Below are 14756 nucleotides of genomic sequence, written 5' to 3' on the forward strand. Positions count from 1 at the left end.
CGTGTCGGTTTCTGCCTACAAGGTAGCCGGGCTAGTCACGCTTGGATGCGCTGACGATCGGGTCGGTCTCGTCGTCGAACTCGCCGATGACCTCTTCCAGGAGGTCCTCCAAGGCCACCACGCCGATCGCCACGTCGCCGCCGCAGACCACGGCGAGCTGGGCGCGTTCGTCGCGCATCGTGCGGATCGCCTTCGCAACCGGCGTCCGGTCGCCGAGCTCGAGCGCCGCCATCATCAGGTCGGAGGCGCGCGCGTTCGTGTCGCCGGCGGTGGTCGCGCGGGCCGCGTCGCGGACGTGCACGATGCCGCAGATCGTCGTACCGGAGCTGACGACCGCGAGCCGCGAGTGGCCCTCGCGCCGGCTGGTCAGCTCGACCTCGCGGGCTGATGCGGTCGCGGGCACCGTCGACAGGTCGGCGATCGGCGTCATCACCTGACCGACCGTGGTGTTCTGCAATGCGAGCATCGCGGTCAGCAGTTCGTGCTCGGGCTCTCCGAGCGTGCCGTGTTCACGCGACGACTCGATCAGCAGCCGGAGTTCGTCCGGGCCGTGCGCGTTGGCGATCTCGTTCTGCGGCGTGACCTTCACCAGCCGCAGACACAGGTTCGCGAGCCAGTTGAGGGCGATCAGCAGCGGGCGGAAGATCCACGTGAACGCGCGGAACGGCATCGCCAGTACCAACGCCGACCGCTCGGGATTGCTGATCGCCCACGACTTGGGCGCCATCTCGCCGAGCAGGACGTGCAGCAGACCGATCCCGCCGACGGCGATGATCAACGCGATCACATGTCCGACACCCTCGGGGACGTGCGCCAGCTCGAACAGCGGGTGCAGCAGGTGCGCGACCGCCGGCTCGCTCAACGACCCGAGTCCCAAGGTGCACAACGTGATTCCGAGCTGGGCGCCGGCCAGCATCAGCGACAACTCGCTGACCCCGGCGAGCGCGGCCCGGGCGGCCAGGCTGCCGGACGCCGCCGCTTCCTCGAGCCGGTGGCGCTTCGAGGCGACCAGCGAGAACTCGGCGGCGACGAAGAACCCGTTCAGTGCCAGCAGTACGGCGGAGATGATGAGGGCCCACGTCGTACTCATGCCGTCCGCTCCATCACCACGATGCCGGGCACCCGGCGTTCGATGGTTTGCACGGTTAGCCGGACGAACTCGGCCGGGATCGGCCGGCCGTCGTGGTCGATCCGCTGCGGCAGCTCTACCGTGATCTCGTCGCCGACCAGCGGGATGCGACCGAGCCGCGCCATCACCAGGCCGGACACCGTCTCGTAGTCGTCGCTCTCAGGCAGTTGTACGCCGGTCATCTCCTCGACCTGATCGAGCCGCCAGCGAGCGGGCACAACCCACGACCCGTCGCTGCCCTGCACCAGTCCGGTCTCGGGCAGATCGTCCTCGTCGCGGATCTCGCCGACCAGCTCTTCCGCGATGTCCTCGAGCGACACGATCCCCGCGAACCCGCCGTACTCGTCGACCACGATGGCGAGCTGGCGGCGCGCGACCCGCAGCCGCTCGAGTACGCCGGGCAGCGGCAGCGTGGTGGGTACGGCGACCGCGGGCGAGGCCAACGAACCGACGGCGATCGCGGCCCGGTCGGCCGGCTCCAGCTCGACCACGTCGCCGATCGCGACCACGCCGACCACTTCGTCGACCGAGTCGCCGATCACCGGGAACCTGCTGTGCCCGGTGTCCTGCAGTTCGACCACGCGGGTCAGCGGCTCGTCGCGATGCATGGTCACCACGTCGACGCGCGGGACCATCGCCTCGCCCGCCGTCCGGCCGCGGAAGTCGAGGCCGCGATCGAGCAGTCGCATGGTGTCCTGGTCCAGCAGCCCCTGCTCGTACGACGTCTCGATGATCCGGTCGAGCTCCTTCGGGGTCGCACCCTGCGGCAGCTCCTCGACCGGTTCGATGCCGACCCGGCGGAGGATCCGGTTCGACGCCGAGTCGAACAGGTGGATCACCGGGCCGGCAAGGCGCAGGTACCACAGGGTCGACCGGGACAGCCGCAGCGCGATCGCCTCGGCCTTCGCGATCGCGAGGTTCTTCGGCGCCAGCTCGCCGAGCACCATCTGGATGATCGTTGCCAACAGCAACGCCAGGATCACCGAGATCGACGTGCTCACGGCATCCGGTACGCCGCCCGAACCGAGCAGGTCCTCCAGGCCCGCGCCGAGATACGGCTCCGCGAAGTACCCGGCCAGTAGTGCGGTGATCGTGATGCCGACCTGGGCGCCGGACAGGACGAACGACAGCCGCGATGTGACTTTCAGTGCGCGTGCGGCCGACGCGTCACCGTCCTCGGCCAGCGTGCGCAGGCGGCTCCGGTCGACGGCGACGTACGCGAATTCCTGGGAGACGAAGTAGCCGGTGGCAACGGTCAGCACCAGGATCAGGCCCAGGCCGGCCAGGATCAGCATGAGACGACTTTATGAGAACTCCCACGATTGCAGTACTGCGGGGTCCGTGCGGCCTCAACTACTCTCCGTGCGCGATGTCCTACTGAGAGATTGACGGCTTCCAGGCGACGACCTTGCCGTCGCGAACCAGCTCGCCGTACAGCGCCGGGTCGACGTGGTCGGCCAGGATCAGGTCCACGATCGGCTGAACGGCGTCCTTGGGTGACTTCGCTTGGCTGAAGTCGTCGAACCACGGCCGCGATGCGCGGGTATCCACAAGTCCCGGACAAACGGACGCGACCAGGGTGTCGTCGGCAAGATCCTGCTCGCGCCGCTCGGCCGCCACGGCGCGGACCGCCGCGACCTGAGCGACCTTCGACGGGAGGTTGATCCACTCCGGCCAGCCCTGCGCCGCCGCCGTACCGTGGTGCACCGCCGCCCGCCACTCCTCCACAACCTTCTCCACATCCTCCAAGGCGACCCCGTCGAACCGCCCCCACAACTCCTGCGGCAGCTGCTCCAACGTCCCCAACGAACTAGCCACCACAATCAACCGCCCACCAGCCCGCAACCTGGGCCCGAACGCCCGCAAGATGTACTGCGCCCCCAGATTCGCCACATCCACAAACCCGTCCACCTGCTCCCCCGGCGTCTTCCCCGGCTCCAACGGCCCCACCGCGTTGGACACCACAATGTCCACCACCCCCAACTCCTCCGCCAACCGCCGCACCGCCCCCTCATCCGTCACATCCAGCACCCGCCCTTCAACCCGGGCCCGGAGTGCGCGGTGGTTGAGCTGATCGACGGCGGCGGCGACTCGGTCTGGGTTTCTGCCGGTGAGGAGGACGAGGTCTTCTGGGTTGATGCGGGTGGCGAGTTCTTCGACGAGGGCATAGCCGATGCCTTGGTTGGCTCCGGTGACCAGGGCGATGCGTGGTTGTGTCATGAGGCCAACGTAGGTCTGAGGGTCGTATGACTCCAGCGAAAGTTCGGCACAGGTGGTATGCGTAGATGTCATGGACTTCACCGACGTCTCGCTCGTTGCGTTGCGCGTGTTCCGGGAGGTGGCGGAGCGGGGTACGTTCACCGCTGCGGCATCGGCGCTCGGCTACACGCAGTCCGCGATCTCCCGTCAGATCGCAAGCCTCGAACGGGCCGCGGGTAACCAGCTACTGGAACGCCGCCGCGAAGGTGTCGCGTTGACCGCGGCCGGTCAGGTCGTACTGCGGAATGCCGCCGCCGTGCTCGACCAGCTCGACGCCACCGCACGCGAGCTCGCCGGTCTACCGGTCGACGGCGGGACCGTGCGGCTCGGCTGGTTCCCGAGTGCCGGCGCGGTTCTGTTGCCGCGGGCAATCAGCGCGGTACGGCGTACGCACCCGGCGATCACCGTGACGACCAGGGAAGGGTCCACACCGAACCTGGTCCGGGCGCTCCGGGCCGGGACGATCGACCTCGCGCTGATCGCGTCCGCCCCGCCGTTCCGCCCGCCGGATGCCGAGTCGCCCGCGTTGAAGCTGGAGACGCTCGCCGAGCGGAGCCTGCGACTGGCCGTCCCGACCGGGCACCCACTGGCGGCACACGACTCGGTCGACGTCGCCGACCTCCGTGGCCAGCGCTGGATCGCCGGACCCACGTCATCCAGCGAACTGTGGATGGGGGTCTGGCCAGGCCTGGACGAGCGTCCGGTCATCGCTCACACGGTCCGCGACTGGCTGGCCAAACTCCAGTTGGTCGCCGCCGGCGCCGGTCTGACCACGGTCTCCGCGTCAATGGCATCCGCCGTACCACCCGGTGTTCGAGTAGTCACAGTCCGCGGCGGCCCGCAAGAACTCCGCCGGACGATCATCGCCCGGCTACCCGGCCGACTGCCAGAACCAGCCGCCCACCTGGCCGCCGCCCTCCGAACCGCCGCCCTCGACCTCAACCCACCAACCTGACGGCGCCGACGTGAGTCCGGGCTGCTACTGGGCGGTGCCGCCCTCGACGTCGGTGGGACGAGCCGGCTGGTCGCCTGCAGGCGGCTGGGTAGGGGCTGGCTGGGGCTGAGCCGGCTGCGTCTGCGCCGTCTGAGCAGGCGGTGCCTGGGGCGCCTGAGTGGGTGCTGCCTGGGTCGCCTGGGCCGGCGGTGCCTGGGTCGCCTGGACGGGCGCTGCCTGGGCTGCCTGGACCGCCTGGGGCTGGGCTTGGGTAGGGGCTACCTGAGCTGGGGTTTCGTCGTCGTCGTCGCCGTGGCGGGCCTTTTCGAATTCTTTCATTGCGCGGGCGGCGTTCTTGGTCAGCTCCGGCAGCTTCTTCGCGCCGAAGAGCAGGACCACAATGACCAGGATGACGATCCATTCGCCGCCTTCGGGCAGCGCGAGCAGTGGCACCATGACAAGCCTTCTTTCGAGAAAATCCCCCACCACGGTACGCCGGGGTACGAACCGTAGGGTGGGCCATATGTCACGAGTCCTCCCCGAGCTGTTCGCGGCCGCGGTCCGCCGGGACGGCGGCGCCCCGTTCCTCACCTACTACGACGACGCGACCGGCGAGCGGATCGAGCTGAGCGCGGTCACCACCGCGAACTGGGTCGCGAAGACCGCGAACCTGCTGGTCGACGAGTACGACCTGGAGGCCGGCGAGACCGTCGCGATCGGCCTCCCGCCGCACTGGCTCGGCGTCGTCTGGGCGCTCTCCACGTGGTCGGTCGGCGCCTCGCTGACCAGCAAGACCGGCACCCTCGCGATCACCGGCCCCGACTTCGCCGTCCGCGGCGACCGCGAGACCGTTGCCTCCGCGCTCCTCCCGCTCGGCGGCCGCTTCCGCGAACCCCTCCCGAACGGCATCCAGGACTACGGCGCGGAGGTCTACAACCACCCCGACGTCTTCGTCCCGTTCGACCCGCCGACGCCCGCTTCCCCGGCGTACGACGACCTCACGCACGAGGATCTGATCAGTACGGCGGAACCGATCGGCGATCGCATTCTGGTTCAGCGGACGCTCACGGACCGGGACGGCCTGGGACTGCTCGTCGGCGTGATCGCCGGAGGTGGTTCGATCGTCCTCTGCCGCAACCTAGACGCCGCCAAGCTGGAGCGCCGGGTCGCGGACGAGAAGGTCGACCGGGTTCTCGAGTGACAACGGAGGGGTAGCGTGCGTCGGTTCGAAGGAAAGGTCGCGCTGGTCACGGCGGCGGCGCAGGGCATCGGGTCCGCGGTCGCGCGGCGGCTGGCCGACGAAGGCGCGTCGGTGGTGGTGACCGATCTCCAGGAGGAGCGGGTCGGCGGGGTCGCGGCCTCGATCGGCGAGCAGGCGCTCCCGCTGCGAGTCGACGTGACCAACCGCGACGACGTCGACGCAGCCGTCGCTGCCGCGGTCGAGCGGTTCGGCCGGCTCGACGTGGTGGTGAACAACGCCGGCGGCTGCATCGTGTCAACCGCGCCGGAGGACTCGACCTCCGAGGAGTGGCACGCACAGCTCGACCTGACTCTGGTCGGTGCGTCGCGGTGCATCCAGGCGGCGCTCCCGCAGCTCGTCAAGAACCGCGGCAACGTCGTCACGATCAGCTCGGTCAACGGACTGGCTGCCTTCGGCAACATCGAGTACGCCGCAGCAAAGGCCGGCCAGATCGCGATGACGGTCAACTACGCAGCGCGGTACGGCGACCTCGGCGTCCGCTTCAACGTCGTTGCCCCCGGCACCATCCGGACGCCGAACTGGGACAACCAGCCCGACACGCTCGAGCGCTTCGAGAAGATGTACCCGCTCGGCCGCGTCGGCGAGCCCGAGGACATCGCCGCCGCGGTCGCGTTCCTGGCCTCCGACGACGCGTCCTGGATCACCGGTCACACCCTGCCGGTCGAAGGCGGCGTACTCACCGGACCGGGCATGATCGACCTGTCGACGAACGGCGCCTACAAGAAGAGCTACTAGCCCTTCGGCCAGGCTTCCCAGGCGGTCGCGAACATCTCGTCGACCGTGTAGGTGTTCTTCCACGCGAGGTCGCGGGCGGCGAGATCGCCGTTCGCGACCACGCGGGACGGGTCGCCCGGCCGGCGCGGGCCCTCGGTCGGGGTGAAGTCGATGCCGGTCACCCGGCGGGCGGCGTCCATGATCTCGCGCACCGACGTCCCCGTGCCGCTGCCCAGGTTGTAGACGGACTCGAGCGTCTTGCCGGACTCGAGCGCGCGGGCGGCTGCGACATGGGCACGGGCGAGGTCGGCGACGTGCACGTAGTCCTTGACCGACGTGCCGTCCGGGGTCGGGTGGTCGGTGCCATAGATCTGCGGCACCTTGCCCTGCGTCAGCAGGTTGCAGACGATCGGGAACAGGTTGTACGGGCTGGCGTCGTACACCGTCGGATCGCCCGACCCGACCACGTTGAAGTAGCGCAGCGAGGTGTGGTGCAACTCCGCGGCGGCGGCCTGGTCGCGCAGCAGCCACTCGCCGATCAGCTTCGACTCGCCGTACGGCGACTGCGGGTCGGGCTCGGTGTCCTCGGTCACCACCTCGTCCTTCGGCGTCCCGTACACCCCGGCGCTGGACGAGAAGACGATGTTGTGCACCGACTTCTCCGCCATCGCTTCGAGCAGCGACACCATCGCCGTCACGTTCTGCGTGTACGTGTGCAGCGGGCGCTCCACCGACACCCCGGCGTACTTGAACCCGGCGAGATGTACGACGCCGTCGACGCCGTCGAGCGCCTCCCGCACCGCCGTACCGTCCAGCAGGTTCGCCTTGACGAACGGCACACCGTCGGGTACGAACTCCGCCTTCCCGCTCGACAGGTCGTCGATGACGACCACGTCGATCCCGTCGTTGCGGAACGCACGCACCACATGCGCTCCGATGTACCCGGCACCACCAGTCACAAGCCACGTCATGTCTCAGATCCTGCCATCCGGACCCACCAGGACCCCCGCAAACGGGCCGAACCCGTACCAATCAACGACACCACGTCAGCTGGATCGGGCGAGTGAGCGGGCTTTGGGGGTGAGCAGGAAGGCGCCGGCGTACAGCAACGCGGCGATGATCAGCAGGCCGTGGAAGCCGATGATCAGCGCGGCGTACTCCAGGCAGCCGCCGAGCATCGCGCCCAGGAGGTTCGCGCCGAAGGAGGCCGTGCCGTCCGCCGTGTCGGTGAAGCGTTTCGCGAAGATCACGTTCGCGGCGAAGATCGGCGTGAACGCGATCAGGACCGCGACGATCACCCGCAACCCGACCGGCATGCTGAGCAGCCAGCTGTCCGGGAAGACCCACGACAACGCGAGCCCGCCGAACAGCACGGCGAACATCACCTTGATCGGTGGTGTCCTGAACCGTCTGGTGACTTCGACCGCGGCCAGCACCGCCACCAGCACGCCCGCGAACACGATCGCGTTCACGACCCACGTCGTACCGAACAGCAACGCGAACCCGGTGATGCTCTTCGTCTCCAGCAACATGAAGCCGGCGCCGAGCAGGAACAGATCCGCGTACGGCCGCATCCGCCGGTACGACGACCCGCCGCCCGCGATGCCGACGCCGACGAGGCCCGCGACCAGGATTAGTCCGAGCGTGACCAGATACAGCGACGGAATCCGGTCCGTGAAGAGGTACAGGAACGGCCGGTTGTCCGTAGCCGGCGGCGGGGTGATCGCGGACGGGCCGGGCCACTCGGCGGCGCACGTCTGGTCCTGCTCGGTCAGGCCGACCGTCACCACGGCTTGCTGCAGGCCGTCACCGATCTTGTCCACGCACGGCTTGTGCCCGAAGGCCTCCTGCGCCGTGGATGCGAGCCGGTCGATCAGCCACGTCTCGCGGTAGTAGTTGTACATGGCAAAGGCCCCGCCCGGGTTCAGGTGGTCCTTCGCGCTCTCGAACGCCTGCTTGGTGAACAGGTAGCTCTCCAGCCGCAGCGAGCTCGCGCCGTTCACCAGCGTCAACGAGTCCGGCAGTGCCAGCAGGATCAGGTCGTACTTCTTGTCGGTCCGCGACAGGTACGCGCGCCCGTCGTCGATGTGCGACGTCACCCGCGGGTCCTGGTACGGACGGTCCGGGTGCAGCGCCTTGCCGAGGTCGCGGATCCGCGGGTCGATCTCGACCGCGTCGACGTGCGTGGCGCCCTTCTTCAACGCGATCGCGACATCCGACCCCGAACCGGCGCCGATGATCAGCACGTTCTTCGGCGTCTTCCCGACGTTCGCCCGCTCGTACGGCAGCCCGTACTGCGGCTCCCACTGCAACCGCGCGTCGGCCGGGATCGCCTGCTGGTGCGGTACGCCGTTCACCGTGATCGTCAGCAGCGGGACGCCTTCGTAGGTGTACTGCTTGGTCTTCACCTTGTAGTACGGCGACCAGCTGAGGTCCGAGCGGGTCGACTCGTGGAAGAGCACGCCGAGCATCACCAGCAGCGGCACGAGCACCATCGCGGCGCTCAACCCGGTGGCAACCGCCCGGCGACCCGATCCGGCCGACCGCGGGATCATCAGCACCGCGAAGACGACGGTGACGATCAGGCCCCACCAGATCGGCGGCGCGCCCAGGAACGACAGCGCGGTGAAGCTGACGATGCCGGCCAGGCTGCCGATCAGATCGAAGCGGTACGCCGTCAGCCGCGGCAGCTCGGCGAAACAGCGGCCGACCAACTCCGCCGGACCGGCCAGCACCACCGCAGCCGCGATGAAGACGATCGGCAGGATCACCCAGACCGGCGGGCCGGTGGTGTTCAGGCTGGTGAAGTAGATGACGCTCGACGAGCTGCCCCGGTTGACCGTCACCGGCTTCCAGGCGATCACCAGGACCAGCAGGCCGAGCATGATCGGCGAGTAGTACGGCAGCCGTTTCGCGCGGCCGGATCGCAGGACGCCGATCCCGATGCCCAGGAACGAGCCGAGCAGCACGAAGTTCGAGAAGTAGCTGAGGTGGACCACGTTCGAGCCGGTCCACCGGATCAGCGCAAGCTCGGTGAAGAGCATCAGCGCACTGGCCGCAACCAGCCGTGTCCGCACTCCGAACGGGCTCGGCCAGTTGGTGGTCGTGACGTGGTCAGTGGAGGAGTCGACTGCCATGCGGGGCGACGTTACCGGATATCGGAGTGGTCTGCGTCACCCCGCACGTCCTGATGACGGACAGTCAGCGGCGACGGGCCGGCTTCGGAAGTTCGCAGCCGGACCGGTTCAGGTCGATCGTGCGGTTCGCGGTCAGGCAGGTGTAGAGCCACCAGGTCTGCTGGCCGTACGCCGCGCCCTGGTCGACCGTGACGTTGCCGTTGGCGTCGACCTCGCACGGGTTGTTCACCGTGCAGCGCTCGCCGTCCTCGTTACCGGTGTTGTTGATGCCGATCAGCTCGCCGGTCGTGGTGCTGACCACGGGTGATCCCGACGTACCGCCGATCGTCTCGCAACCGGGCTGCTGGTACTTGATCGAGTTCTGCCAGGTCCAGTCGCCCTCGCGCAGTTGCGGGATCGTCGCCTGCACCGAGCAGGTGTAGATGCGCTTCCAGTAACCGGAGACGACCGCCATCCCGGCGCCGTCGGCCGGTCCCTGCTTGGCCAGGGTTAGCGGGGTGACGTTCAGCCGGCTCCTGATCGACGCGTAGGTCTCGTTGACCTCGTACACGATCATGTCGGTCTTGGTCATCGTGCCGAACAGGATCTTGTCGGCGCGGACCGTGCCCGCGCGGCTGGAGTCCGGCTTCAGCAGCGTGATCGAACGCGTCGACGCCTTGTTCACCAGGACCTGGCCGGGTTGCAGGAACCCGCCCTCGTAGCAGTGCCCGTTGGTGAGCACGAGCGCCTTGTCGGTGCTGACCGATTCGGCGTACCGGACGAGGGATGCCGAGCAGTTGCTCAGCGCGGCGATGCCGGTGAAGTCGGTACCGGGCGCCGCGGCGTGTGCGGACGTCGTACCGAGCAGGGTGGTGGTCGCGACCGCTGTGACGGCCAGGACGGAGCGGAACAGTTTCATCGGGTTCATGGGGCGGTTTCCTCACTGGTTGTACTTGGAGGACTTCGTAACGCATCGATCCGTCGCCGACCATCACAACTGTGTGAAGGAGGGTGAGCGCACGGGTTTTCCTGCGCTGAGTGAAGGGGCTGCTACTCTTCGTCTCCGGATCCGCCTCCGCCCGAACCAGCGCGTACTGCGGCACGTCATACCAAAGTGACAGTGAGGGACAAGGTACGGTCGGAATCAGACCGGTTGGAGAACGGAAGGACGTCATGCCGCAGGAGAAGCCAGACCTGCGCAATCTCCGCGAACCGGTCCGGTTCAAGCGGGCGCTGACCCTGTTGTTGATGACGCTGATCCTGCCCGGATCGGCGCAGATCGTCGCAGGCAGCCGGCGGGCCGGCCGCTGGGCCTGGCGGGTGGTCTTCGGCCTGATCGCGATCATCGTGTTCCTGATCCTCCTCGGCCTGATCTGGCGCTCGGGGACGATCAACTTCCTGGCCCGGCCCGGGACGCTGCGGCTGGTGCAGATCACCCTGATCGTGCTCGCGGTCGGCTGGGCGGCGCTGTTCATCGACGCGTACCGGATCGCGCAGCCGCTCACGCTGGAGCGCAATCACCGCCTGATCACGAGCATCCTCGACGGCGCGCTGATCTTCGTCGTCGTCGGCGCTCTGATCTACGCGAGTGTGATCGTGAACACCCAGCGCGACTTCGTCGCCAGTGTGTTCGGCAGCGGGAAGTCCTCGAAGGCAGAGAAGGGCCGCTACAACGTTCTGATGATGGGCGGCGACTCCGGCGCGGACCGGATCGGCACCCGGCCGGACAGCATGACGGTGGCCAGCATCGACGCGGACACCGGCCGGACCGTCCTGATCGGCCTCCCGCGGAACCTGGCCAAGGTGCCGTTCCCGGCCGGTACGGCGATGGCGAAGCAGTTCCCCGACGGCTTCAAGTGGGACAAGTGCGCGGCCGAGTGCCTGCTCAACGCCGTCTACACGTACGCCGCCAACCACAAGGCCCTGTTCCCCGGCGACCCGAACCCGGGCGAAACCGCCACCACACAGGCGATCGAGGCCGTCACCGGGCTGAAGATCAACTACTTCGTGCTGATCGACCTGGCCGGGTTCCGCGACCTGCTCAACGCAGTCGGCGGGATCACGCTGGACATCGGCAAGCGGGTCCCGATCGGCGGCGGCAGCTCCCCGATCAAGGGCTACATCGAGCCCGGCAAGAACCAGCACCTGGACGGCTACCACGCGCTGTGGTTCGCCCGGTCCCGGGCCGAGTCGTCGGACTACGAGCGGATGGCGCGGCAGAAATGTGTGATGTCCGCGATGCTGAACCAGCTGTCGCCGCAGACCGTGCTGACCAAGTTCCAGGGCATCGCCTCGGCCAGCAAACAGGTGGTCAAGACCGACATTCCGGCCGGTGAGCTCGGAACGTTCACCGATCTCGCGCTGGACGCGAAGAAGCTCCCGGTGTCAAGCTTCTCCGCGGTCCCGCCGTTGATCCACACCGGCGACCCGGACTTCGCGCTGATCCGGACGAAGGTCGCCGAGGCGATCGCCAAGTCCGAATCGCTGGACAAGGGCGGCTCAGGAGGAGACGGTAAGACTTCGACCACTCCGCGTAGTACCACGAGCAACCCGAGTAGCAGTACGACGAAGAAGCCGAGCTCCACGAAGAAACCCACCACCTCACCGACCACACCCGCCACCGGCGTCGACGACGTCGCATCGATCTGTAAGGCCTGACCTGATATGCCGCTGTCCCACTGGCCACCCGTATCCGTCGTGATGCCCGTGCTGAACGAGGAACGCCATCTCGAGGAGGCGGCCGGTCGCGTCCTGGAGCAGGACTACCCCGGTGAGCTGGAGGTCGTCCTCGCGATCGGCCCGAGCAAGGACCGGACCCAGGAGATCGCGGACAAGCTGGCCGAGAAGGACCACCGGATCACCATCGTCCCGAACCCGACCGGCAAGACCCCGGCCGCGCTGAACGTCGGCATCGCCCACGCCAAGCACGACATCCTGGTCCGGGTCGACGGGCACGGCGCGCTGACCGACGGGTACATCACCCGCGCGGTCGAGGTGCTGGAGGAGAGCGGCGCGGACAACGTCGGCGGCGTGATGGCGGCCGAGGGCCGGACCCCGACGGAGATGGCGGTCGCCTGCGCGTACCGCTCCCGGCTGGGTCTGGGCGCGTCCACGTTCCACCAGGGCGGCAAGGCCGGACCGGCCGACACCGTGTACCTCGGCGTGTTCCGGCGGGCCGCGCTGGAGCGCGTCGGCGGCTTCGACGAGACCATGCACCGGGCCCAGGACTGGGAGCTGAACTACCGGATTCGCAAGACCGGCGGGCTGATCTGGTTCACCCCGGACCTCTCGGTCACCTACCGGCCGCGCTCGTCGCTGTCCGCGGTGGCGAAGCAGTTCTTCCACACCGGCCAGTGGCGCCGCGAGGTCATCCGCCGGCACCCGGAGACCGCCAACAAGCGGTACCTCGCACCGCCGGTCGCCGTCATCCTGCTGGCCGTCGGCACGATCCTCGGCATCATCGGCCTGGCCACCGGCGTCAGCTGGCTCGACCTCGGCTTCATCGCTCCGCTGGGCTACGCGCTGCTACTGATCTTCGGCTCGGCCATGGAAGGCCGCTACCTGCCCTGGAAAGCCCTCTTCTGGATGCCGCTGGTCTGCGCGACCATGCACATCTCGTGGGGCCTCGGCTTCCTGATCGGCCTCCGCGAGAAACCGAACGCCGTCTAGCCGGCCCGAGTCGACGCGATGTAGGCCTCGACGACCTCTTTGACCGGGCCGTCGAGGCGGAGTACGCCCGCGTCCAGCCAGATTGCGCGGTTGCACGTCTCCTGGACCACCTCGAGGCTGTGACTGACCAGGAAGACCGTGCCGGCCTGGTCGCGGAGTTCCTTGATCTTGCGCTCGGACCGCACCCGGAACTCGGCGTCGCCGGTGGCCAGCGCTTCGTCGACGAGCAGGATGTCGTGCGTCTTCGCGGACGCGATCGCGAACTTCAGCCGCGCCGCCATCCCCGAGGAGTACGTCGACATCGGCAGGTCGATGAAATCGCCGATTCCGGAGAACTCGACGATCTCGTCGTACCGGCGCTGGACCTCGGCCGGGGACATGCCCATCGCGAGGCAGCCCAGGACCACGTTGCGGTCGCCGGTGAGGTCGTTCATCATCGCCGCGTTCACGCCCAGCAGCGACGGCCGCCCGCCGGTGTAGACGGCGCCGGACGCGGGCGGCAGCAGGCCGGCGATCGCGCGCAGCAGCGTCGACTTCCCGGAGCCGTTGCGGCCGATCACGCCGATCGCATCGCCCTTGTTCGCGGTGAAGCTCACGCTCTTGACCGCGTGGACTTCGCGGATCGTCGGCCGGTCCTGACGTTTCAGGATCCGCCGGAGCGCGGTGGCCGCCGTACCCTTGCCGCCCTGGCCGGCGATCACCTTGTAGATGATGTCCAGGCGGTCGGCGATGACAGTGGGCTCGGCCGTTGAACTAGACATCGAATCAGCCACGGCCATAACGATCCTCCGCCCGCCAGAAGTACCAGAAGCCGCCGGCCAGCATCACGAACGACCAGACGATCGCGATGGTCCAGGCGTGCGGCAGCTCGTTCTGCTTGTGCTCCTGGAGCAGCGATCGCCGGACGATGTCGATGTACGCCGAGATCGGGTTGAACGCGAGCACCTGGACCACCCAGCTCGGGGCGTTCAGCTGCTCCAGCTTGGACGGCAGCGAGAAGAAGATGCCGGACGCGTACAGCCAGGTGCGGGTGACGAACGGCAGCAGCTGGGTGATGTCGGAGACGAACGTCCCGATCCGCGCGAAGACCAGCGTGATGCCGATGTTGAACATCATCTGCAGCACCATCGCGGGCACGATCAGGAACCAGCGCCACGCCGGGCCGTCGGTGAACCCGACCACCACGAACAGGATCGCGAGCGAGACCAGCATCTGGTTCAGCTCGTTCAGCACGTAGGCGAGCGGGAGCGTCGCGCGAGGGAAGTGCAGCGTGCGGATCAGCGACAGGTTCAGCGCGAGTGAGCGCGAGCCCTCGGTCATGCAGCGCTGCGTGAACGTGAACACGAAGATCCCGCTGAGCAGGAACGCGACGTAGTTGTCGATCCCGTTCTTGGTGCCGAGCAGGACACCGAAGGCGAGGTAGTACACCCCGGCGTTGAGCAGCGGCGTCAGCACCTGCCAGATCGAGCCGAGGCGCGCTCCGGCGTACATGGCGTAGGTGCGTGCGGTGGCGTAGCTGAGGACGAACTGGCGACGGCTCCACAGCTCACGGAGATACGAGCTGAGCGGGGGACGGATCGAGCTCTTGGAGAGTCCGTAGCGTTCGGCCAGCTCGGCCGGGCTTGTCATCCCGGTCGGCTCTGCGGCGGTCGGCATTGCGCCAATGTACTGCGC

At 68.1% G+C, this 14756-nt stretch carries 14 protein-coding genes; 5 read left to right on the forward strand and 9 right to left on the reverse strand.

The annotated features are described in order from the left end of the window. Nucleotides 1–31: 31 nt before the first annotated feature. The 3 genes from EV653_RS19595 to EV653_RS19605 all read right to left on the reverse strand — a co-directional run bounded on the left by EV653_RS19595 (nucleotide 32) and on the right by EV653_RS19605 (nucleotide 3349). Nucleotides 32–1090: a hemolysin family protein gene (locus EV653_RS19595; RefSeq protein ID WP_134105184.1), complete on the reverse strand. Its 1059-nt coding sequence runs from the start codon at nucleotides 1088–1090 to the stop codon at nucleotides 32–34. Further along, nucleotides 1087–2424, reverse strand: coding sequence for a hemolysin family protein (locus EV653_RS19600; RefSeq protein WP_134105185.1), 1338 nt, complete (start codon nucleotides 2422–2424; stop codon nucleotides 1087–1089). Before EV653_RS19600 ends, EV653_RS19595 begins: the two co-directional genes overlap by 4 nt. A 79-nt stretch (nucleotides 2425–2503) precedes the next feature. Beyond that, entirely contained in the window at nucleotides 2504–3349 is an 846-nt protein-coding gene (locus tag EV653_RS19605) for an SDR family NAD(P)-dependent oxidoreductase (RefSeq protein WP_134105186.1), read from the reverse strand. 70 nt (nucleotides 3350–3419) lie between these two features. On the opposite strand from EV653_RS19605, the gene EV653_RS19610 reads away from it, so the two are divergent. Beyond that, on the forward strand, nucleotides 3420–4343 hold the full coding sequence (locus EV653_RS19610) for a LysR family transcriptional regulator (RefSeq protein WP_134105187.1): 924 nt from the start codon (nucleotides 3420–3422) through the stop codon (nucleotides 4341–4343). Between the two features lie 24 nt (nucleotides 4344–4367). Here the strand turns inward: EV653_RS19610 and EV653_RS42505 are convergent, their stop codons facing one another. Further along, on the reverse strand, nucleotides 4368–4778 hold the full coding sequence (locus tag EV653_RS42505) for a twin-arginine translocase TatA/TatE family subunit (protein WP_134105188.1): 411 nt from the start codon (nucleotides 4776–4778) through the stop codon (nucleotides 4368–4370). 67 nt (nucleotides 4779–4845) lie between these two features. Between EV653_RS42505 and EV653_RS19620 the strand changes: the two genes are divergently transcribed. Next, nucleotides 4846–5523 (forward strand): TIGR03089 family protein, encoded by a 678-nt coding sequence (locus EV653_RS19620; protein ID WP_134105189.1) that lies wholly within the window; start codon nucleotides 4846–4848, stop codon nucleotides 5521–5523. Between the two features lie 15 nt (nucleotides 5524–5538). Further along, nucleotides 5539–6318 carry an SDR family NAD(P)-dependent oxidoreductase gene (locus EV653_RS19625; protein ID WP_134105190.1) on the forward strand — a complete coding sequence of 260 codons (780 nt, stop codon included), beginning with the start codon at nucleotides 5539–5541 and terminating at the stop codon, nucleotides 6316–6318. On the opposite strand, the gene galE is transcribed toward EV653_RS19625, so the two are convergent. The 3 genes from galE to EV653_RS19640 all read right to left on the reverse strand — a co-directional run bounded on the left by galE (nucleotide 6315) and on the right by EV653_RS19640 (nucleotide 10341). Then, a complete protein-coding gene (gene galE / locus EV653_RS19630) occupies nucleotides 6315–7268 on the reverse strand; it encodes a UDP-glucose 4-epimerase GalE (protein ID WP_134105191.1) in 954 nt (317 codons plus the stop codon). The two genes, EV653_RS19625 and galE, sit on opposite strands and share 4 nt — an antisense overlap. 75 nt (nucleotides 7269–7343) lie before the next feature. Further along, a complete protein-coding gene (locus EV653_RS19635; protein WP_134105192.1) occupies nucleotides 7344–9434 on the reverse strand; it encodes a spermidine synthase in 2091 nt (696 codons plus the stop codon). Between the two features lie 64 nt (nucleotides 9435–9498). Further along, a complete protein-coding gene (locus EV653_RS19640; RefSeq protein ID WP_238159900.1) occupies nucleotides 9499–10341 on the reverse strand; it encodes a S1 family peptidase in 843 nt (280 codons plus the stop codon). Nucleotides 10342–10586: 245 nt separating this feature from the next. On the opposite strand from EV653_RS19640, the gene EV653_RS19645 reads away from it, so the two are divergent. Both EV653_RS19645 and EV653_RS19650 read left to right on the forward strand, forming a co-directional pair. Then, the gene (locus EV653_RS19645; RefSeq protein ID WP_134105193.1) at nucleotides 10587–12071 is read left to right on the forward strand and encodes an LCP family protein; all 1485 of its coding nucleotides are present in this window, start codon (nucleotides 10587–10589) and stop codon (nucleotides 12069–12071) included. 6 nt (nucleotides 12072–12077) lie between these two features. Beyond that, nucleotides 12078–13082: a glycosyltransferase family 2 protein gene (locus EV653_RS19650; protein WP_134105194.1), complete on the forward strand. Its 1005-nt coding sequence runs from the start codon at nucleotides 12078–12080 to the stop codon at nucleotides 13080–13082. Here EV653_RS19650 and EV653_RS19655 read toward each other — a convergent pair. Both EV653_RS19655 and EV653_RS19660 read right to left on the reverse strand, forming a co-directional pair. Next, on the reverse strand, nucleotides 13079–13843 hold the full coding sequence (locus EV653_RS19655) for an ABC transporter ATP-binding protein (protein WP_202871748.1): 765 nt from the start codon (nucleotides 13841–13843) through the stop codon (nucleotides 13079–13081). The genes EV653_RS19650 and EV653_RS19655 overlap by 4 nt on opposite strands. 4 nt (nucleotides 13844–13847) lie before the next feature. Next, the gene (locus tag EV653_RS19660) at nucleotides 13848–14738 is read right to left on the reverse strand and encodes an ABC transporter permease (RefSeq protein ID WP_134105196.1); all 891 of its coding nucleotides are present in this window, start codon (nucleotides 14736–14738) and stop codon (nucleotides 13848–13850) included. Nucleotides 14739–14756 lie beyond the last annotated feature (18 nt).

It is taken from the genome of Kribbella pratensis (genome assembly GCF_004365355.1).
Classification (GTDB): domain Bacteria; phylum Actinomycetota; class Actinomycetes; order Propionibacteriales; family Kribbellaceae; genus Kribbella.